The 18351-nt window shown below is 62.0% G+C and carries 20 protein-coding genes; 10 read left to right on the forward strand and 10 right to left on the reverse strand.

What is annotated here, in order from left to right:
• Positions 1-38: 38 nt before the first annotated feature.
• Both F8197_RS13935 and F8197_RS13940 read left to right on the forward strand, forming a co-directional pair.
• Complete coding sequence (locus F8197_RS13935; protein WP_152882353.1) at positions 39-326, forward strand: helix-turn-helix transcriptional regulator; 288 nt, start codon at positions 39-41, stop codon at positions 324-326.
• Positions 323-1633, forward strand: a complete 1311-nt coding sequence (locus F8197_RS13940; RefSeq protein ID WP_152882354.1) for a type II toxin-antitoxin system HipA family toxin — start codon at positions 323-325, stop codon at positions 1631-1633. Before F8197_RS13935 ends, F8197_RS13940 begins: the two co-directional genes overlap by 4 nt.
• Before the next feature lie 20 nt (positions 1634-1653).
• On the opposite strand, the gene F8197_RS13945 is transcribed toward F8197_RS13940, so the two are convergent.
• Positions 1654-2160, reverse strand: coding sequence for a hypothetical protein (locus tag F8197_RS13945; protein ID WP_152882355.1), 507 nt, complete (start codon positions 2158-2160; stop codon positions 1654-1656).
• A gap of 120 nt (positions 2161-2280) precedes the next feature.
• Here F8197_RS13945 and F8197_RS13950 point away from each other — a divergent pair, with 120 nt between their 5' ends.
• Positions 2281-2691 (forward strand): hypothetical protein, encoded by a 411-nt coding sequence (locus F8197_RS13950; protein ID WP_152882356.1) that lies wholly within the window; start codon positions 2281-2283, stop codon positions 2689-2691.
• 77 nt (positions 2692-2768) lie between these two features.
• Here the strand turns inward: F8197_RS13950 and F8197_RS13955 are convergent, their stop codons facing one another.
• The 6 genes from F8197_RS13955 to F8197_RS13980 all read right to left on the reverse strand — a co-directional run bounded on the left by F8197_RS13955 (position 2769) and on the right by F8197_RS13980 (position 8779).
• Positions 2769-4805, reverse strand: a complete 2037-nt coding sequence (locus F8197_RS13955) for a M13 family metallopeptidase (RefSeq protein WP_373996871.1) — start codon at positions 4803-4805, stop codon at positions 2769-2771.
• Positions 4806-4938: 133 nt separating this feature from the next.
• A complete protein-coding gene (locus F8197_RS13960; protein WP_193333432.1) occupies positions 4939-5418 on the reverse strand; it encodes a VOC family protein in 480 nt (159 codons plus the stop codon).
• 104 nt (positions 5419-5522) lie between these two features.
• Entirely contained in the window at positions 5523-6179 is a 657-nt protein-coding gene (locus F8197_RS13965; protein ID WP_056144467.1) for a YoaK family protein, read from the reverse strand.
• A gap of 1 nt (position 6180) precedes the next feature.
• Entirely contained in the window at positions 6181-6582 is a 402-nt protein-coding gene (locus F8197_RS13970; protein WP_019922381.1) for a DoxX family protein, read from the reverse strand.
• Positions 6582-8513: an amidohydrolase gene (locus F8197_RS13975; RefSeq protein ID WP_227012241.1), complete on the reverse strand. Its 1932-nt coding sequence runs from the start codon at positions 8511-8513 to the stop codon at positions 6582-6584. Before F8197_RS13975 ends, F8197_RS13970 begins: the two co-directional genes overlap by 1 nt.
• A complete protein-coding gene (locus F8197_RS13980) occupies positions 8513-8779 on the reverse strand; it encodes a XapX domain-containing protein (RefSeq protein ID WP_026637382.1) in 267 nt (88 codons plus the stop codon). The genes F8197_RS13975 and F8197_RS13980 overlap by 1 nt, the downstream gene beginning before the upstream one ends.
• Before the next feature lie 303 nt (positions 8780-9082).
• Here F8197_RS13980 and F8197_RS13985 point away from each other — a divergent pair, with 303 nt between their 5' ends.
• The 7 genes from F8197_RS13985 (at position 9083) to F8197_RS14015 (ending at position 16168) form a co-directional block, all read left to right on the forward strand.
• The gene (locus tag F8197_RS13985) at positions 9083-9805 is read left to right on the forward strand and encodes a response regulator transcription factor (protein ID WP_227012242.1); all 723 of its coding nucleotides are present in this window, start codon (positions 9083-9085) and stop codon (positions 9803-9805) included.
• Positions 9806-9855: 50 nt separating this feature from the next.
• Positions 9856-10188, forward strand: a complete 333-nt coding sequence (locus F8197_RS13990) for a hypothetical protein (RefSeq protein ID WP_152882358.1) — start codon at positions 9856-9858, stop codon at positions 10186-10188.
• A gap of 118 nt (positions 10189-10306) precedes the next feature.
• Complete coding sequence (locus tag F8197_RS13995) at positions 10307-12460, forward strand: TonB-dependent receptor (RefSeq protein ID WP_152882359.1); 2154 nt, start codon at positions 10307-10309, stop codon at positions 12458-12460.
• A gap of 111 nt (positions 12461-12571) precedes the next feature.
• On the forward strand, positions 12572-13402 hold the full coding sequence (gene rhlP / locus F8197_RS14000; protein WP_152882360.1) for a rhombotarget lipoprotein: 831 nt from the start codon (positions 12572-12574) through the stop codon (positions 13400-13402).
• Positions 13380-13943, forward strand: a complete 564-nt coding sequence (rrtA, locus tag F8197_RS14005; protein ID WP_152882361.1) for a rhombosortase — start codon at positions 13380-13382, stop codon at positions 13941-13943. Before rhlP ends, rrtA begins: the two co-directional genes overlap by 23 nt.
• A 62-nt stretch (positions 13944-14005) precedes the next feature.
• On the forward strand, positions 14006-15466 hold the full coding sequence (locus F8197_RS14010; protein ID WP_373996872.1) for a serine hydrolase domain-containing protein: 1461 nt from the start codon (positions 14006-14008) through the stop codon (positions 15464-15466).
• 147 nt (positions 15467-15613) lie between these two features.
• Complete coding sequence (locus tag F8197_RS14015) at positions 15614-16168, forward strand: hypothetical protein (protein ID WP_152882363.1); 555 nt, start codon at positions 15614-15616, stop codon at positions 16166-16168.
• A gap of 435 nt (positions 16169-16603) precedes the next feature.
• Here the strand turns inward: F8197_RS14015 and F8197_RS14020 are convergent, their stop codons facing one another.
• From F8197_RS14020 to F8197_RS14030, 3 genes are all read right to left on the reverse strand, one after another.
• A complete protein-coding gene (locus F8197_RS14020; RefSeq protein WP_152882364.1) occupies positions 16604-17050 on the reverse strand; it encodes a DUF4259 domain-containing protein in 447 nt (148 codons plus the stop codon).
• A 239-nt stretch (positions 17051-17289) separates the two neighbouring features.
• A complete protein-coding gene (locus F8197_RS14025) occupies positions 17290-17820 on the reverse strand; it encodes a hypothetical protein (protein ID WP_152882365.1) in 531 nt (176 codons plus the stop codon).
• A gap of 119 nt (positions 17821-17939) precedes the next feature.
• Positions 17940-18326 (reverse strand): hypothetical protein, encoded by a 387-nt coding sequence (locus tag F8197_RS14030; protein WP_227012243.1) that lies wholly within the window; start codon positions 18324-18326, stop codon positions 17940-17942.
• Positions 18327-18351: the final 25 nt, after the last annotated feature.

Here is an 18351-nt window from a genome sequence, read left to right on the forward strand (position 1 = left end):
AACGTAAAATCATCTATGCATTTATACGAAAGCATAAGATGACCATCTTTCAACAACTTCAACAGCGCCGCAACGCCCAAGGAAAAACCTTGCAATATCTTGCGACTTTGACGGGCATGAGCGTGCCCCAGGTCAGCAACGTTTTAGGTGGGAAAGTCGATGCGAGGTTCGGCACCGTCGAAGCGCTGGCGAATGCAATGGAGGCAAGCGTTGTCGTGATCCCCAAGCATCTGCTACCTGAGGTGGAACGTCTGTTGTCCGGTAAAGCAATCGGCCCGGACGATGTGCCATCGTCAGTGGACCGGTTCCTTGCGAGCACGTCATGAGCCACCCTTTAAGTCCACGTTACCTGGAAGTGCTGTTACACGGACGGCACGTGGGCTGGTTGTGCGAAGCAGGAAGGGTAACGCGCTTCATCGCTACCGAGCAATACCTGGCAGATAACCGGCGCGCTACGCTCTCGCTGTCCCTGACGATCCCCGGTGCCGAGCAGATTACGCAGGCCATCATGAAGAATTATTTCGACCCGGCCGTGTACCACGAGCGTGGCGAACTACCGCCTTTCTTCGCAGGACTGTTGCCTGAGGGATCGCTGCGTCGCCGCCTGGCCGCCACGCGCAAGAGCAACCGTGACATGGATGATTTCGGCATCCTGGCCGCCGCTGGCGAAGACCTCCCGGGCGCCGTGACCGTCGTGCCCGCCGACCTTGACAAGCTGACGGCTGTGGCGCGCGCATATGGCGTCACCGGCGGCGCAGACAATCTCGAGATCGCGGTGCCCGAGCAGGCTGCCGAGGGTGCAGCATCGTTATCGGGCGTACAGGACAAGCTGGCGCTCTCGCGTGCGCGAGACGGAAAGCGCTACTGCATGCCCGTCAAAGGCAAGTTATCGGACCTGATTGCAAAACTGCCGGCAGCCGGCAACGACTCGCAAGTCATGAATGAATATGCGTGCATGCAGTTGGCTGGCATGGCCGGGGTGAACGTCGCAGAATGCCGGCCCGCCCCCATGAGTACGATGACCGATCACCCGGAACTGGTTGCCGCGCTGGGTGCCGAAACGCGTTTCCTGGCGGTGGACCGGTTCGACCGCAGCCCCGGCGGCGCAATACACATGGAAGACGCGTGCCAGTTGCTGACGCTGATGCCCGGCCAAAAATATTCCGGCGCAAAACAGTTCGTCAAATTCCTGCAGGTGCTGGACCAACTTGGTGCGAACGGCATCGACGATGTGCGCCAGTTTTTTATACGGCAAACCGTCAACACGCTGCTCGGCAACTCGGATGCCCACCTGAAAAACTTCAGTGTGCTCTACCGCGATGGCGTGCGACCCGCGCTGTCCCCGGCTTACGACATCGTCTGCGTGGCGGCACTGCCGGGCTTCCAGGGCTTCGCGACCAATGTCGCCATCGACAAGTTGCAACGGCAAGAGACGCTCGACACTTATGCCACTATCGCCAGGCAGGCGGGCATATCCGAGCGGATTGCGAAAGCGGCGGTGGCGCACACGGTCATGCTGGCCAGGGATCTTTGGCCGAGTGCAATGTTGAAGATGGACGTGCCGGATGCAGTGCGTGCCGCGATCGAGATCAGGCTCAGAACGCTGCCACTCGCTGGCGGGACCGGGGCCTGACCAATGCCTGCCTGCGGGGTTCACGAGGGCGGTGAGCGAAAGGTACGCGCTGGAGAAAATCCGACGTTGACAAGGCAGGCGGGCTTAAAGTGCTTATCGATCGTGAATGAGAAACTCATTTGACCTTCTTCGTTCAGATACACATAGCCCACGGTCGGATTGCTGGAGTGAGGTGACGGCGCATTGCCGCGCGAAACCATGTCGGGATAACGATACTTGACCTGCGCAAAGGAAACGCAATGTCCCGATAAATCGGCGTACACCACCGGGGTGCCGGTGCCGTCATTTTTTGTCATGAATCCGAACTTCCTGATCTTCGATCCATACTCGAAAATGTTCCCCGCGCCTTCGTGGTATGTCCAATACCCATTGCCTTTCACCTCGGCAATTTGGGCGTCGAAGAGCGCCTCGACAGCCGCCCGTTCCATCGCTACCTGGCGCATGCCATGGATGACGTCCAGGATACTGTCATTCTCCATCACCTCTGCGGCCGACAGCGGGCCGGCAACAGTCAACATCAGGATCATGGCGTAGCCTTGAAGCCCAGAGAATTTCAACCTCATACGCTGCTCCGCATTCAATATTTTCTGATAACGTGGGAAGCTTGCGCCACCGTGGACGCAGTCAAGCATACAGGGAATTAATTGATGAAACACGCGCAGCAGATGTCCCGACCGCAAATAATCGGCCTGGCGATCGTCTTCCTCTGGTTTTTCATCGGCGGCATCGCGCACTTTGTCGCCACCGACCTGGAGGCCACCATCGTGCCGCCATACATTCCATGGCCGGTGGCGGCAGTGCTAGTCAGCGGCGTGTTCGAATTGCTGGGTGCGGCGGGCATCCTGGTACCGTCGCTGCGCAAGGCCGCAGGCATCGGTCTTTTCCTGCTGACCCTGGCGGTAACGCCCGCCCATATCTATATGCTGCAACAGCCCGAGTTGTTCAACGTGCCGCTATGGGCGCTGTGGCTGCGGTTGCCGGTCCAGGTGGCGTTGCTGGCGTTAATCGTGTGGAGTACGTGGAAGCCGCGCGGTAACCCGGTGGCGCAGCCCCACTGAAAATTTACCATGGCCGTTAACCATGGCGGTGCGGTCAGGGCCGGCCATCGTGCCACCGGCCCTTCCCTATTCCGTCATCACCACATGATCACGCGCTGTTCCGGCGGCAGGTACATCGGGTCGCCCGGCTTGATGTCGAACGCTTCGTAGAAGCCCGGCTGGTTCATGACCGTGCCCTTGGCGCGGAATTCGCCTGGCGAGTGCGGGTCGCTCTTGATCTGGGCGATCGCCGCTTCGGGACGCAGCTTGGCGCGCCATTTCTGGGCGAAGCCGATGTACAGGCGCTGCTCGCCGGTCAGGCCGTCGAGTACCGGCGACGGCTTGCCGCCCAGCGAACGCTGGTACGCCTTGTAGGTGAGCGACAGCCCGGAGTTGTCGCCGATGTTTTCACCCAGCGTCAGTTCGCCGTTGATGTGGTAGCCCGGCACCGGGCTGTAGGCGCCGTACTGCTTGACCAGGCCGGCGGCGCGGGCCTTGAAGGCCGTGCGGTCTGCCACCGTCCACCAGTTGCGCAGGCGGCCCTTGGCATCGTACTGGCTTCCAGAGTCGTCGAAGGCGTGGCTGATCTCGTGGCCGAAAGTGATGCCCAGCAGGCCGTAGTTCACGGCATCTTCCGCCTTCACATTGAAGAACGGCGGTTGCAGGATGGCGGCCGGAATCGTGATCGAATTGAGCGCCGGGCTGTAGCTGGCGTTGACGGTTTGCGGCGTCATCGACCATTCGTCGCGGTCCACCGGCTTACCGAGTTTGTCGAGGTTGTACTGGCGGCTCCAGGCACGCGCGGCGCGCACGTTGGCAACCAGGTCCTTCGGCTGCGTTTTCATGGCGCTGTAGTCGCGCCATTGGTCCGGATAGGCGATCTTCGGTTTCAGGGCGGCCAGCTTGAGCTGCGCTTCCTTCTTGGTCTCGGCACTCATCCAGTCCAGGTGTTCGATACCGTCCTTGAACGACGCGACGAAATTGTCGAACATGGCCATCACGCGCGGACGGGTCTCCGGCGGCAGGTACATCGCCACGTATTTTTTGCCGACCGCGTCACCGAGTGCGCCGTCGGTGAATTTGAGCGCCAGTTGCCACAGCGGTTCGCTTTGCGGCACGCCGCGCAAGGTCGTGCCCTCGAAAGCGAAGCGCTCCTTCACTGCCGCGCTGTCCAGGTACGACGCGTAACTTTCGACGATGCGCCAGTTCAGGTAGCTCTTCCAGGCGTCGAGCGGCACGGCAGCCAGGGTTTCGGAATAGCCCTTAAGGAAGCTCGGCTGGCGCACCACGGCCGAAGTCTCCTTGCCTGCGTAGCCGGCGGCAGCAAAATAGGCTTTCCAGTCGAAGCCCGGCGCCAGTGTGGCGAACTGGTCGAAGTCCACGCGGTTGTACGATTTGACCGGATCGCGCATCTGCACGCGGGTCCATTGCACGGCGGCCAGACGGGTCTCGATGTCGAGCACCTGGGCGGCATGGGCGGCGGCCTGCTTGTCGCCGCTCATGGTCAGCATGGTTTCGATATGCTTGAGGTACTTGTCGCGCACGCCCTTGAGCTTGGCGTCGTCGTCCTTCAGGTAGTAGTCGCGGTCGGGCAGGCCCAGGCCGGACTGGCTGATATTGATGGTGTAGCGCTCGGGATTTTGCGCATCGGGCGCCACGCCGGCCGAGAACGGCGTCTGGATGCCGCTGCGTTGCAGCGCTGCGAACAATGCCGGCAAGTCCTGCTTGTCCTTGAGGGCAGCCACGCTGGCCAGCTCGACCTTGAGCGGCTTGAAGCCGGCCGCGTTGCGCGCCTTTTCATTCATGTAGCTGGTATAAAGGTCGGCGATTTTATGGGTATCGCTGCCGGCCTTGCCGGGGTGCTTGACGGCATCGTCCATCAGCGCGCGCAACTGGCGCTGGGCGATTTCTCGCAGTTCGATATACGTGCCCCAGGTCGACTTGTCGGCCGGGATCTCGGTATTGCGGGCCCATACGCCGTTGACGTAGCCATAGAAATCGACCTTGGGACTGACGGCCGGGTCGAGGGTTTTCAGGTCGATGCCGGAGACCGGCGTAGCCGTTTCGGCGTGCAACGATGGGGAAGACAAGGCAAGCAAGGCGCAGCAGGCGGCGCTGATCAGCGTACGGTACACGAGATTCCTTCTAGGTATGATCGGAGGCACGCCAGTATTGGTAACACCGGCGGTGTGACAAAAGATTATACCTTTCGGGCAATACCTAAAACAGCGCCGATATGTATCAGTCCATATACAAAAGCCTCGAAACCTAGGCGCCGGCCACGGCCGCCGTTATCGTGGCCACGTCGATTTTCTGCATGGTCATCATGGCCTGGAAGGCGCGCTGCGCGACTTCGCCGCCCTGCGCCATCGCCTCGGTCAGCACACGCGGCGTGATTTGCCACGACAAGCCCCAGCGGTCCTTGCACCAGCCGCAGGCGCTGGCCATGCCGCCGTTGTCGACGATGGCGTTCCAGTAACGGTCGGTTTCGGCCTGGTCGTCGGTAGCGATCTGGAAGGAAAAGGCTTCGCTGTGGTGGAAGGTGTCGCCACCGTTGAGGCCGATGCAAGCCACGCCGCACACGGTAAATTCCACCGTGAGCACGTCGCCGGCCTTGCCGCTGGGATAGTCGGCGGGGGCCAGGTGCACCGCACCGACCGCGCTGTCGGGAAACACGCTGGCATAGAAGTTGGCAGCCTGCAGGGCGTCGCGGTCATACCACAGGCAAATGGTATTTTTAGCCATCATCACTCTCCTCGGGAAGGTTGGCGAGACTGAAGATACTACGCCCGCCGCGAAAAAAAAGCCGCGCGGCTCGAAAGCGGCGCGGCCTGAAGCACTTCACAGGAGACTCAGTCCTTGGTGGCAGCCGCCATGAACGCCAGCACCACGCACGGCACCAGCAAGCCGGCAAAGCCGAACCCGATGTACGCATAGGCGCCAAGGATACAGCCGGCGGCAAACGACACCACCGGCCACACCAGCACCTTGCAGCGGCCGATCGCCTGCGGATCGCCGCGCAGCGAGTCGGTCAGCTCGATCACCAACTGGGTGACGTTACCGGTCATCACCGTGGTGGCGGCCGATTTTCCGAGCAGCAGCTTGCCGTAGGCATTTTGCGTGGCCATCGCTCCTGCGCAGATCATGCCGGTGAGCAGGCTCAACGGTTGATGGGCATTGGCCATCGGCGAAGCGATGTAGGCGCAGACGATGGTGGCCAGCAGCAGGAACAGTTGCAGCAGATAGCTGTTGCGCAGCGCCGGGCTGTTGCTGCGCTCCCAGTGCAGGATCAGCATGCGCGAAATGGCCACGAACAGGATGAACACCGGGAACACCAGCAGTTTCGGAATCAGCTCATGCGCCGGCTCCACCAGCGCCCGACCGATCAGCACGAAGTTGCCCGTGACGTGGGCCGTGAACAGGCCGAACAGCGCAATAAAGCCCAGCGTATCGACATACCCGCCCAAAAACGCCAGCGAGATGCCTTGCTTGATATTTCCTCGTTCCATACTATTCCTTGTTTACATCTTGTAGATCGAGCCACGCGACCAGCAGGAACGCGCCTGCCAGGCCGAGATGCTCGAAGAAGCCGTTGGCGGCTGAAAAGCGTTCCGGGCCCGACATCTCCCAGAACCGGTTGGCCATCAGCGTGGCCATGACGGTAAACACCGCCAGGTAGCCCGCGCCCAGCCAGCGGTAAAACCCGGCCAGTATCATCAGCGAAGCGCCGAGCTCGCCGATGATCACCAGCGCCGCCATCGGCGCCGCCGGCGCCACGCCGAAATGCTGCATCTCGGCGATGGCCGAGTTGAAGTCGGTGAGCTTGTTGAAGCCGCCCTGCAGATACGCCGAGCACAGCAGCAACAGGCAGACCCAGCGCACCCACGGGGCGCGCAGGAAAGCCGGCACCATCACACCGCCCAGCAGGCGCAGCCCAGCGCGCCCCAGAAACTCTTGAGGTCGGTGGTAGGCAGCTTGCTGGCCCATGCCGACGCGTGCTGGTGGCCGTGGACGTTGCACTCGTTGGCGCAGCCGCACGATGCCGCCTGGGCGCGCAATTGCGCTTGCTGCTGCTTGCGTTTTTCCAGCTCTTTCAACGCCGCGCGGTTATTGCCGATCTGCTCGCCCCAACCGGCGTAACCGCCAAAGCGGCGCACCGGCGACCAGTCGGGCATGGCCGGTGGCGGTGGCGTGTCGAGGGCGGCAAAGCGGCCGGCCGCGTACACGATCTTGCCGCCGACGACGGTCAGCTCGGACGTCATGTCGGTGATCTCGCTCTCGGCGCAGGCATAAAAATCCTTGTCCGGCACGATCAGGTCGGCCAGCTGGCCTGCTTCGATGCGGCCCTTCTTGCCTTCTTCGTTAGAGAACCAGGTAGTGTTCTCGGTCCACATGCGTAGCGCCGTTTCGCGGTCCAGGCAATTGGCGCGCGGGTACAGCTGCATGCCGCTCACGGTCTTGCCGGTGATGAGCCACGACAGCGACACCCACGGGTTGTACGAGGCAACGCGGGTGGCGTCGGTACCGGCCGACGTCTTCACACCGGCTTCGAGAATTTTCTTGACCGGCGGCGTGGCTTCCGCCGCGCCGTGGCCGTAACGCTCGACAAAATACTCGCCCTGGTAGGCCATGCGGTGCTGCACGGCCACGCCGCCGCCCAGCGCGGCGATACGGTCGATCGAACGGTCGGAGATGGTCTCGGCGTGATCGAAGAACCAGTTCAGGCCCGTCAACGGAATGTCCTGGTTCACGCGCTCGAACACGTCCAGCGCGCGGCTGATGGTTTCGTCGTACGTGGCGTGCATGCGCCATGGCCAGCGGTTCTGCGCCAGGATGCGCACCACGCCTTCCAGATCGTCTTCCATATTGTCCGGCATGTCGGGACGCGGTTCGCGGAAGTCCTCGAAGTCGGCCGCCGAGAAGGTCAGCATTTCGCCGGCGCCGTTATGGCGGAAGTAATCGTCGCCCTGCTGGTACGTCACGCTCTGGGTCCAGTTGAGGAAGTCTTCCTTTTCCTTTTGCGGCTTTTGGGTGAACAGGTTGTAGGCGAGACGAATGGTCAGCTGCTTGGCGTCCGACAGCTGCTGGATCACCTGGTAGTCGTCCGGGTAGTTCTGGAAACCGCCGCCGGCATCGAGCACGCCGGTGATGCCGAGGCGATTGAGTTCGCGCATGAAGTGGCGGGTGGAGTTGACCTGGTATTCGAGCGGCAGCTTGGGGCCTTTGGCCAGCGTGGAATACAGGATCGCCGCATTCGGCTTGGCCAGCAGCAGGCCGGTCGGGTTACCGGAGCCGTCGCGCAGGATCTGGCCGCCCGGTGGTTCCGGGGTGTCCTTGGTATAGCCTACGGCGCGCAGCGCGGCGCCGTTGAGCAGCGCGCGATCGTACAGGTGCAGGATGAACACGGGCGTATCGGGCGCCACGGCATTGAGTTCCTCGATGGTGGGCAGGCGCTTCTCGATGAACTGGTGTTCGGTGAAACCGCCCACCACGCGCACCCATTGCGGCGCGGGGGTGATGTCCACCTGCGCCTTGAGCATGCCCATGGCGTCGGCCAGGCTGCGCACGCCATCCCAGCGCAGTTCAAGATTGAAATTCAAGCCGCCGCGGATGATGTGGCAGTGGTTGTCGATCAGGCCTGGCAGCACGCGCTTGCCATGCAGGTCGATCACCTGGGTGTTGGGACCGGCCAGCGCCATGATTTCGTTGGCGCGGCCCACGTGGGTAAAGCGGCCGTCCTTGATGGCCACCGCTTCGGCGTGCGGGTTGCTGCGGTCGAGGGTGGTGAACAGGCCGCGATGCAGGATCAGGTCAGGCACAGCGTTGGTAGTGGGTTGGGACATCATGCGCTCCTTTTGGTGTCGTCGGATTTTTGGGCGGCTGGCAGTTCGCCGAAGCAGTGTGGCTTGACGTGGTCTTCCACCCACGAGACCTTGGTGGCTTCGGGCTTGAGCCAGGTGCGTACCAGCGGCGGAATCTGTTCGCCGATCAGGATGCCGGCCAGGCCGAGCAAGGCGATCACTGGCGGCGCCGGCGAACGTACATTCAACAGCGCGTAGATGACACCGACCAGCAGGCCGGTGGCAATCGATATGACATACATTCTCATGGCGGGCCACTCCTTAAAAGTCAAAACTGTACTATCCGAAGACCAGCGCCACACCTGTCTTTGTACATGGAGCGCCGCTTCAGACGGGAGCACACAGTGTAGGGGCGCGGCCCGGCCTTGCCATCACTGGTATTGACCCTTTACTACTACCTCTTTCGGGTGATGCCCTCCCCTATCCCTTTCGTATCACCCTATCTAGGGAGGGAGATCCCCCCGGATCGGGTCGTGGCAATTTGCACAATGGCGGGTACGCTGTCGTCACGCTGGCGAACCATCGCCGGCATGGCAACCAGGAGAAACGACATGCGACTCGATAGCAAAAGCTGGCCTCAAGCGGTCATGACAGGTAGCTCGGGCCAGAACGGATACAACGGCGCCACGCAACAGGGAGAAAAAGTCACGGTGCTGGTGGCCCATGCGGACGCCATCGTCAGCGCCGGCCTGGCCGCGCTGCTGGGCGCCAACGTCGATGTGGAAGTGCGCGTGGCGCAAGACGGCGCCGACCTGCATGGCGCCGACGTCGTCATCCTCGACCACAAGGCCGGCATGGAGCATATGCGCCACGCCGGCAGCGGCCACCACGGCGACACCCAGCCACGGGTACTGATCGTTACCCAGCTCGATCGCGAATGGGAAGTGCGCACGGCGATGATGGCCGGCGTGCACGGCTACCTGCTGCAAAACAGCCCGGCCGACCAGCTGCTCACCGCCGTGCGCACGCTGGGACGCGGCATGCGCTACCTGAGCGCGGACCTGAGCCGCTGCGTGGCCGACAGCTTCACCCGCATTGGTCTCACCAGCCGCGAGACCGACGTGCTGCAACTGCTGGCCCAGGGCCAGTGCAACAAGTCGATCGCGCGCGAACTGGGCATCGGCGTGGGCACCGTCAAAACCCATGTCAAAGGCCTGTTCGACAAGCTGGGCGCCACCGCGCGCACGCATGCCGTGGTGCTGGCCACCAGGCGCGGACTGGTGGGCGATTACTCGAACACTGCCGCTGCCGCCCTCGAAGCCAGCCAACATTGATACGATAGCAAGCGTTGTCGTTATGGGTACATCCCTGTAGAATCGCGCCCATGCAAGCCCTCGCCGCCAGCTCCAACACGCCGCACCGCAACTCGCGCTACCAGCGCCTGGTGATGGTGTTCGTGCTGCTGTTCCTGGCGCTGCAGCTGCTGGGTTCCAACGCCCATGCGCACGCGTACGCCGAAAACCACACCGATTGCGCCGCCTGCCAGGTGGCCGACATGCCGCTGGGCGACCTGCCGCCGCCGGCCACGGTGGCGCCGGTGGCCGCCCTGGTGGCGTTTGTGCCGCCCGCGCCAGCGCATCATGCACCGCACATCCGTACCAGCTATCTCACCCCGCCTTCGCAAGCGCCGCCAGGCGTTGCTGTTTTCTCCCTCTGATCGTTTTGAGTTTCAGCGCTTGCCGCTGAACCGACGCTAATTTGACGCTTAATTGACGCTTTGCGTGACGCATTCGCACGTCCGTGCGCCGTCATGCTCCGACACCCAAGGATAGAACATGCAACACGCCCCTCAACTGCGCGCCATGCCACTGCTGCTGGCCGCCGCTTTCTACACCACCCACTCCCACGCCGAAGATGCGGCAGATGCCGGCGCCGACAAGCCGATGCAACAAGTGGAAGTGACCGCCGCCCACCTGAAAAGCGCCCGTATCGACCTGTCGCCCAACGTGGGCACCACCATCTACACGATCGACCGCCACATGATCGACCAGCTGGGCCAGGGCGACAACACGCCATTCAACGAAGTGCTGCTGCGCCTGCCCGGCGTGAGCCAGGATTCCAAGGCGTCCGGCTCGATCCACGTGCGCGACGACCACGCCAACGTGCAGTACCGCGTCAATGGCGTGCAGCTGCCTGAAAGTATCAGCGGCTTCGGCCAGTCGATCGACACCCGCTTCGTGCAGCAGACCGACTTCATTACCGGCGCGCTGCCGGCGCAATTCGGCCTGCGCACGGCCGGCATTGTCGATATCCAGACCAAGGAAGGCACGACCAAGCCGGGTGGCCGCATCGGCATACTGGCCGGTACCAACAACCACTACGAACCGAGCGCCGAATTCTTCGGCACCCAGGGCGCCTTCAACTACTACCTGTCGGGCAGCTACCTGAAAAGCGACATGGGCATCGAAAACCCGCTGCCCACGCGCGACGCCTTGCACAACCAGACCAAACAGGCCAAGTCGTTCGGCGCACTGTCGTACTTCCTCGACGACCAGACCCGCCTGGGCCTGATGTTCGGCACCTATAACGGCCGCTTCCAGATCCCGAACAACCCGGACCAGGCGCCGGCGTTTTCGCTCACCGGCCAGAGCGACGCCGGCGCCGGCACCACCAACGCGCCGTCGTCGCAGCTAGACCAGAAGCAGCGCGAGGTGAACCGCTTCGTGGTATTGTCGCTGCAAAAAAGCCTGGGCGACCTCAATTACCAGGTGTCGGCCTTCCACCAGTATTCGGAACTGCACTACACGCCGGACGCGCTGGGCGACCTGATTTACAACGGCGTCGGTTCCAACACGCTGCGCTCCAACTCGGCCAGCGGTGCGCAGTTCGATTCGAGCTACAAGCTCAATCCCGAGCACACGCTGCGCGCCGGCCTGTCATATGCGCGCCAGAACACCCGCAGCGACAATTCGGTGGCGGTGTTCGACACCAATAGCGACGGCACCCAGGCCAGCACCGATCCACGCACCATCATCGACAACAGCCGCCAGACCGGCAAGCTCTCGAGCGTGTACCTGCAGGACGAGTGGCATATCGCCGCGCCGCTCACGCTGAACTACGGCATCCGCTACGACAAGGTGCAGGCCTTCATCAACGAACAGCAATGGAGCCCGCGCGTCAATCTCGCCTGGCAGGTGGGCAAGGACACCGCGCTGCATGCCGGCTACTCGCGCTACTTCACGCCGCCGCCGCAGGAGCTGGCCGCGCAGGAAAGCATCAACAAGTACGCCGGCACCACCAACGCGCCGGAAGTAGGTGTGTCGGACAATGTGCGCGCCGAGCGCACCAACTACTTCGACGTGGGCGTGAGTCACAAGGTGAACGCCGCGCTGACCGTGACCGCCGACGCCTACTACAAGAAGATCCACAACATGCTCGACGAAGGCCAGTTCGGCCAGGCGCTGATCCTCTCGCCGTTCAACTATGAGCGCGGTTTTGCCAAGGGTCTGGAACTGTCGGCGATCTACAGCCAGGCCCACTGGGGCGGCTTCCTCAACCTGACCACGCAGCAGGCCAAGGCGCAGAACATCGTCTCGGGCCAGTCGCTGTTCGGCGCGGACGAACTGGCGTACATCAGCAACCACTACATCCACGTCGATCACGACCAGACCTACACGGTATCGGGCGGCGCCCATTACCACTGGGGCGATTCGCAGATCAGCAGCGACTTCCTGTACGGCAGCGGCCTGCGCACCACGCCGGACGGCGCCGCGCCCAACTCGGGCCACCTGCCGTCGTACACCACGGTCAACCTGGCGCTCACCCACCACTGGAAGCAGACCGGCGCCGGCGACATCGAGGGCCGCCTCGCGGTGATCAACCTGTTCGACAAATCCTACCTGCTGCGCGACGGTTCCGGCGTGGGTGTGGGCGCGCCGCAGTACGGCACGCGGCGCTCGCTGTATGCCGGGCTGTCGACGAGCTTTTAACCGGTTGGTGCCGTCCGATGGTACTTCGCGTACCGTCTGCGGCGACCGGGGCGCATGTTTTTCTCCGCTCGATTCGCGACCATATAATGGCGCGATCATCAAGGAGACTTCATGCGCCGCATACAATCGATCATCATCCTCATCGCCGTTATCGCCCTCGCCGGCTGCGCCTCCTGGCACAACCCGCGGGGCGCCACCCAATCGGCCAGCCTGGTCGATTACCTGTACCCGGATGCGAAGCAGCCGCCGGCGATGGCGCCGACCGTCGTCAAACTGCGCCCACCGGTAAGGGTGGGCATCGCCTTCGCTCCGGGTAAAACCGGCACCGACAACCTCTCCGAAGCGCAGCGCCTGCGCCTGCTGGAGCGCGTCAAGGCGTCGTTCTCGCAGCACGAATACATCGGCAAGATCGAAGTCATCCCGTCGCAGTACATGCGCGCCAAGGGCGGCTTCGCCAACCTGGAGCAAGTGGCCCGCATGTTCGATGTGGAAGTGGTGGCCCTGCTCTCCTACGACCAGGTGCAGTTCAACGACGCCAACGCACTGTCGGTACTGTACTGGACCATCATCGGCGCGTACGTGATCAATGGCGAACAGTACGATGTGCAGACCATGGTCGATGCGGCCGTCTTCGACGTGCAAAGCCGCAAGCTGCTGTTCCGCGCACCGGGCACCAGCCAGGTCAAGGGCAGCGCCCCGCTGGCCGGCTTCGGCGACAAGGCCCGCGCCGCGCGCGTGGACGGCTACGACAAGGCGGTGGACCAGCTGATACCGCAGTTGCAGGCGCAGCTCGACAGTTTCCGTGAACGTGTCAAGAACGACGCCAGCTACCAGGTCGAGAACAAGGCCGGCTACAAGAGCGCGGGGGCGCTGGGCTGGATCAGCCTCGCGCTGATCGCGCTGCTGGCCGGGCTGGCGTATGTGGTTCGCCGCCGCGCCTGACGTGGCAGATGTGGCGGCAGTGCTTGAGTTCGACCGCCACGCCATCCTGGGCGGCCAGGTCTGGCGCCTGTGGACCGGGCACCTGGTCCACTACTCGGCGCAGCACGCGCTGATCGACCTCGCTACCGCGCTGGTGGCTGGCCTGATTGCCGCGCAGTCATTCGGTACGCGCCGGGTATTGTGTGCGCTGGCGCTGGGTGCCCCCGTTATCTCCATCGGCCTGCTGCTCACCGCGCCCGATTGCGCGCTCTATCGCGGCGCTTCCGGCCTGGCCGTGCTGTTGGCCGTAATGGCTGGCGCCGGCCTGTGGCAGCAAGCGCGCGGTAACCATGTTGCGATGGTCCGCGCTGCGTTGGCCCTGCTGGCGGTGGCATTGGCCGCCAAGATCGCCGCCGAGGCGCGCGGCTTCTCGCTGGGCGGGTCGGACCTGCCGCCGGACGTGATGGTGGCCTGGCAGGCGCACCTGCTGGGCGCCGTGGCCGGCATGGCGGCCGTCGCGCTACTGCGCGCGCGTGGCCGTTGTGCTCGCAGGACGATGTAGGCATAATCGAGTCGATTTGTGAATGAAAGTCGACCGCATGTTTTCCTATGCCGAATAAGCTGGTGTCCCGCCTGATCATTGCCACCGGCGTCGTGCTGGTGGTGGCCGCCGGGGGTGCGTTATTCCTGATCGGACGTCCGCCCGAACTGCTGCGCGTAGGCGCCAGTTACGGCGCCAAGATCGTCTGCTCCAACGTGTTCATCGCCCACCGCGATCCGCAGGCCGTGCTGGCCAGCGATGTGCAGGCGCCCGGTCATCCGCTGCTCAAGTATTTGCGGGTACGGGTGGACCAGCAGAACAAGACCGTCCACGCCGACTTCCTCGGCCTGCTCGGCAAAGGCCTCGCCGTGTACCGCCCCGGCACCGGCTGCGCCGCTGTGCCGGACGGCGACCTGGCCCATGCCAACCAGTACCAATACACCCCCATGCGCATCTGGAGCGCATCCCCCAACGTGCCCTGGCCCACCGGCTCGATGACCGACACCGTGCCGGCGGTGCAGGCCGCCGTCAACGACGATGCCTTGGCCGGCCCCGGCATGCGCGGACTGGTGGTGATCCATCGCGGCCGGCTGGTGGCGCAGCGCTACGGCGCCGGCTTCGGGGTCTCCACTCCATTATTGGGCTGGTCGATGACCAAGACCGTGACGGCAGCGTTGGTGGGCATCGAGATCGCCAAGGGCAACCTGGTCCCGGAGCGTCGTGGCTTCTGGCCCGAACACGCCGATCCGCGCGCGCAGGTCACGCTGGCGCAATTGATGTCGATGACGTCCGGTCTGCAATTCAACGAAGCGTATGGCGACGTCTCGGATGTCACGCGCATGCTGTACCTGGAGCCGGACATGGCGGCCTACGCCGCCGCCCAACCGCTGGCGCACGCGCCGGGCACGCTCTGGAGTTACTCGAGCGGCAGCACGGTGCTGCTGTCGCGCATCTGGCAGCGCGCGGCGGCGGGACCGAATATGCCGGTCAAGCCGATGACCGGGGCGACGGCCATCGGCGTGCTGGCCCTGCCGCACGACCAGCTGTTCGCACCACTGGGCATGAGCAGCGCCCTGATCGAAGCCGACGCGCGCGGCACGCTGGTCGGTTCAAGCTATATGTACGCGAGCACCCAGGACTGGGCGCGCTTCGGCCAATTCCTGCTGCAGGACGGCGTATGGCAAGGCAAGCGGATTTTACCGGCAGGGTTCGTGGCATCGATGCAGGCGGCGGCGCCGACGTCCGGCGGCCAGTACGGTCAGGGCCAGGTGTGGCGCCAGGGACCATCGTCAGGACAGAACGCGGACGGCCCGTTCGGCCTGCCGCCTGACACCTACTGGATGCAGGGCCACGACGGCCAGTCAATCGCCATCGTGCCGTCGCGCCAGCTGGTGGTGGTGCGCCTGGGACTGACACCGCGCGCGTTGCAGTACCGGCCGCAGGCGTTGCTGGCGGCGGTGGTCAAGCAGGTGGATGCGATGCCGGCGCCTGTGATGAATCCGAAAGTGGCGCCGGAGCTGGATCCGGACGATGATGAGGACTGAGGGTGGCTTGCGATCGGCAGTCCCAGACTGTGCCGATGGTCGGACACCCGCTTGCACTTCATGCTGACAGGTATCGAGGCGTCAAGTTACGAGGATCGCTGCTACCATCGCTTGATGCCTGGTTAGACCTGAAATCCGGACCGGATCTTGAACTACGACTATTTTCAGTGGGACTGGTTCGGAATCAACATCGTGGTTCCCGTACTTGGCCCCCTACTTGTCCTGTGGCTCTTCAGCCTGCCCACGAAAGTCGCAGCCCTGACGAAGCACATCGTCATCAAGTCAATTGGTAAAGGGGAACTTTTTTGGGCCGTAATGGGTATGGCTGCGGCCACATGCTACGACCTGGATGCCCTCAAAGCCATCGAAACGAACGCGACCTCTGTAAAAATTGCTAACTGGGCGTATGCTGCTCACTTTTGCGTGATCATGTTTGCGGTACTCATGGTCGGTTTGAATTCCTTGGAATCAATACCAAGTGCCCCGCCTCCAACGCCAACAGCGAACCCTCACATTCCTGATAAATTCATCTTCGGCTCTTCCATTATTTTTCTGCTGGCAGTCATTGGAACGTACACCGTCGTTCATGCAAAACTGCTCGAACAAGAGGCAAATGTACGCAAAAACGCTATAATGAAGATTCAAGAGTGTGTTGCCAAGCACAAAGCCAATGCCGAGCATTGCGTGGAGGATATGAAATGAGCAGCTTGATCAGAAAGTTTGAGACCGACCCCAACGTACGCGCGCGCGTGGTTCAATTCGTTTCTGCGGCAATGGCCATTGCAGGCGTCGTGGCAGTTGTCTCAGTTGGCTTACTTTCTCAAAGCGTTTGAGATTCAATTTCTATTTCGATTCGAGACAAGCCGGGATATTCCGGCTTTTTTCGCTGTAGCCAGACTGCGATGATTTATTGGCCGAATGTGCCGTCAATCCAAGCGCGCCGCGCTTCCTGAGCCACACCACGATCCCGGCCACACTGAGCCAATACTGTCGAGCACGACAGGATAAGGAGCTGCCGGAAATGTCGTGCCTAAAAAAGGATGATTCCAACGACTTTCATTGATAAACGCATCGTCACGTTGTTTCCTGTTGTTGTTTTCGCGAGATGGAACCTTTTTAGCCGTGCTCCGACTGTCCTCAACGCGCCAAACGTTTTGCTAAATCCGCTAATGACGCTTGCCATGCCTTTGAACCGTTGTTAGCCCACTCAGCGGCAAGTTCTGATGTTTTTGGGTTCATCACCTTCTGGACCACTGTCCGGGCACGCGCTGCGAGACTTTCAACCTTGTGCAGCCTCGCAATACACGTCCGAGCATCTTCCGGCAATTCAGAACTAGGCTGCCCACGCTTTGCGGCGACAATCTCAGCAGCAGCAATTCCCGCCGCACCGACATCTACTTCAACAAATTCGCTTTTCAATACAGCATTCAATGCGTCGGACACGGCATCACTTCCTTGAACTTTAGTGCAGACAGACAGCCAGTCTAGTGCATCGTCATTTTCAAATGCATTAGCGCCCCAAGCCCCGGCCCAAGTCAATTTTGAGAAAAACAATAATGCTAATAGAATAATCGGTTTTCTCATATAATCTCTAAAGTTGGTTCGCTATTGACCAGTCGCGCTCGCTACAGGGTAAATCGATTGTTTCTATCCGTCGTGGTCAAAGCCGTTCAGATCGAAATACGCTCGCATTCTAACCGGAGATTCCCGGTGAGCGAAATACCAGGAACTATCCCAGAGTTATCCTTTTGAAGGACGGATTTTTTTTCGTTTTTACACAGCCTCAGCCGGAAGCTGCCTTCCAGCCAACCGCAACTTGGGCCCTAAGCACTTCGGGCACCACACCGACCCAAATCAACACCCAGTGCGGCTTTGCGAAGGCGGCGATTACGCAGCACATAACGGACCGACGCGAAAGTGTCATACATGAGCTGGTAATGGTAATAATTAATATGCTCCAGCACGGCGAACAGAAAGATTCCAAGTGGCCACGCCAACTGGATGTTCCACCCGGCCGATGCTAGCTGCGTAATGAAGCCGAGCGCGACTGCGCAGAACAGCATGAGATTGGATACCTTGAATCCGCTGAACAATCGGTCAAAGTAGCGCGGCAAGGGGGCCGATGCTGACAGGGCGCGGTGTTTCAGTTGCCAATAAAGAGCTCCCTGCAGCAGCAGATAGCTGACCGAGAACAACGCTGACAGCCCGAGCGGCCAATGCCCCCCCGTTACCGACTTGCGCCAGTCCAGGATAAAAATAATCGGTAACACGATGGCAGCCAGTGCCTCCATTCCGCGCAGGTAATTGAAGCGATTACTAAGTTTATGCATGGTATTTACTCGGGTACCGATCATGGTTGGCGAAATCCTGCTCCCTGCTGCTGGCCGACATCAACCGCTGGCGTTCAGGATAGCAACTTGCTCATGTGCAAGTTGCACAGATTATCACTTTACAACAAGCTTTGAGTCCCGCTTCAATTGCACTTGCCCCTCACCACGGCAGCCATTACCCACGGCAGCGAATAAATCCCCACCACGGCAATCGGTCCGATATGCGCCGGCTGGTGTTTGAGGGCGTCGCCATGCAGGCAATCGGGCACCTTGGCCTGGTCGAATGCCGCGTTCAGGCGCGCCTGCGTCGCGCCGCCGCTCAACGCTGCCACGCCCTGCCCCGGCGTCTGCAACGGCTGCGGATCTTCCGCAATGGTGTCGCGCACGGCCTGCCGGATGATCGCGTCGGTCACGCCCGCAGGCTGCGGCGGCGCTTCCAGTTGCGGCATCGGCGGCTCCGCCGCGACCGGTGAACCAACCGGCGACTGCGCCCAGGCCATTACCGGTCCGGCCAGGAGAAGCCCCGCCATGAGTGGCCCTGCCAGGAAAGACCGG

The sequence above is a fragment of the Duganella sp. FT27W genome (genome assembly GCF_009295655.1).
In the GTDB taxonomy this organism is placed as follows: domain Bacteria; phylum Pseudomonadota; class Gammaproteobacteria; order Burkholderiales; family Burkholderiaceae_D; genus Rugamonas; species Rugamonas zoogloeoides.

What these genes read in the sequence shown, in the direction of transcription:
- F8197_RS13935 (WP_152882353.1), top strand. Translation starts at nt 39, where the DNA reads ATGACCATCTTTCAACAACTTCAACAGCGCCGCAACGCCCAAGGAAAA.
- F8197_RS13940 (WP_152882354.1), top strand. Translation starts at nt 323, where the DNA reads ATGAGCCACCCTTTAAGTCCACGTTACCTGGAAGTGCTGTTACACGGA.
- F8197_RS13945 (WP_152882355.1), bottom strand. Translation starts at nt 2,160, where the DNA reads ATGATCCTGATGTTGACTGTTGCCGGCCCGCTGTCGGCCGCAGAGGTG.
- F8197_RS13950 (WP_152882356.1), top strand. Translation starts at nt 2,281, where the DNA reads ATGAAACACGCGCAGCAGATGTCCCGACCGCAAATAATCGGCCTGGCG.
- F8197_RS13960 (WP_193333432.1), bottom strand. Translation starts at nt 5,418, where the DNA reads ATGATGGCTAAAAATACCATTTGCCTGTGGTATGACCGCGACGCCCTG.
- F8197_RS13965 (WP_056144467.1), bottom strand. Translation starts at nt 6,179, where the DNA reads ATGGAACGAGGAAATATCAAGCAAGGCATCTCGCTGGCGTTTTTGGGC.
- F8197_RS13970 (WP_019922381.1), bottom strand. Translation starts at nt 6,582, where the DNA reads ATGGTGCCGGCTTTCCTGCGCGCCCCGTGGGTGCGCTGGGTCTGCCTG.
- F8197_RS13975 (WP_227012241.1), bottom strand. Translation starts at nt 8,513, where the DNA reads ATGTCCCAACCCACTACCAACGCTGTGCCTGACCTGATCCTGCATCGC.
- F8197_RS13980 (WP_026637382.1), bottom strand. Translation starts at nt 8,779, where the DNA reads ATGAGAATGTATGTCATATCGATTGCCACCGGCCTGCTGGTCGGTGTC.
- F8197_RS13985 (WP_227012242.1), top strand. Translation starts at nt 9,083, where the DNA reads ATGCGACTCGATAGCAAAAGCTGGCCTCAAGCGGTCATGACAGGTAGC.
- F8197_RS13990 (WP_152882358.1), top strand. Translation starts at nt 9,856, where the DNA reads ATGCAAGCCCTCGCCGCCAGCTCCAACACGCCGCACCGCAACTCGCGC.
- F8197_RS13995 (WP_152882359.1), top strand. Translation starts at nt 10,307, where the DNA reads ATGCAACACGCCCCTCAACTGCGCGCCATGCCACTGCTGCTGGCCGCC.
- rhlP (WP_152882360.1), top strand. Translation starts at nt 12,572, where the DNA reads ATGCGCCGCATACAATCGATCATCATCCTCATCGCCGTTATCGCCCTC.
- rrtA (WP_152882361.1), top strand. Translation starts at nt 13,380, where the DNA reads ATGTGGTTCGCCGCCGCGCCTGACGTGGCAGATGTGGCGGCAGTGCTT.
- F8197_RS14020 (WP_152882364.1), bottom strand. Translation starts at nt 17,050, where the DNA reads ATGAGAAAACCGATTATTCTATTAGCATTATTGTTTTTCTCAAAATTG.
- F8197_RS14025 (WP_152882365.1), bottom strand. Translation starts at nt 17,820, where the DNA reads ATGATCGGTACCCGAGTAAATACCATGCATAAACTTAGTAATCGCTTC.
- F8197_RS14030 (WP_227012243.1), bottom strand. Translation starts at nt 18,326, where the DNA reads ATGGCGGGGCTTCTCCTGGCCGGACCGGTAATGGCCTGGGCGCAGTCG.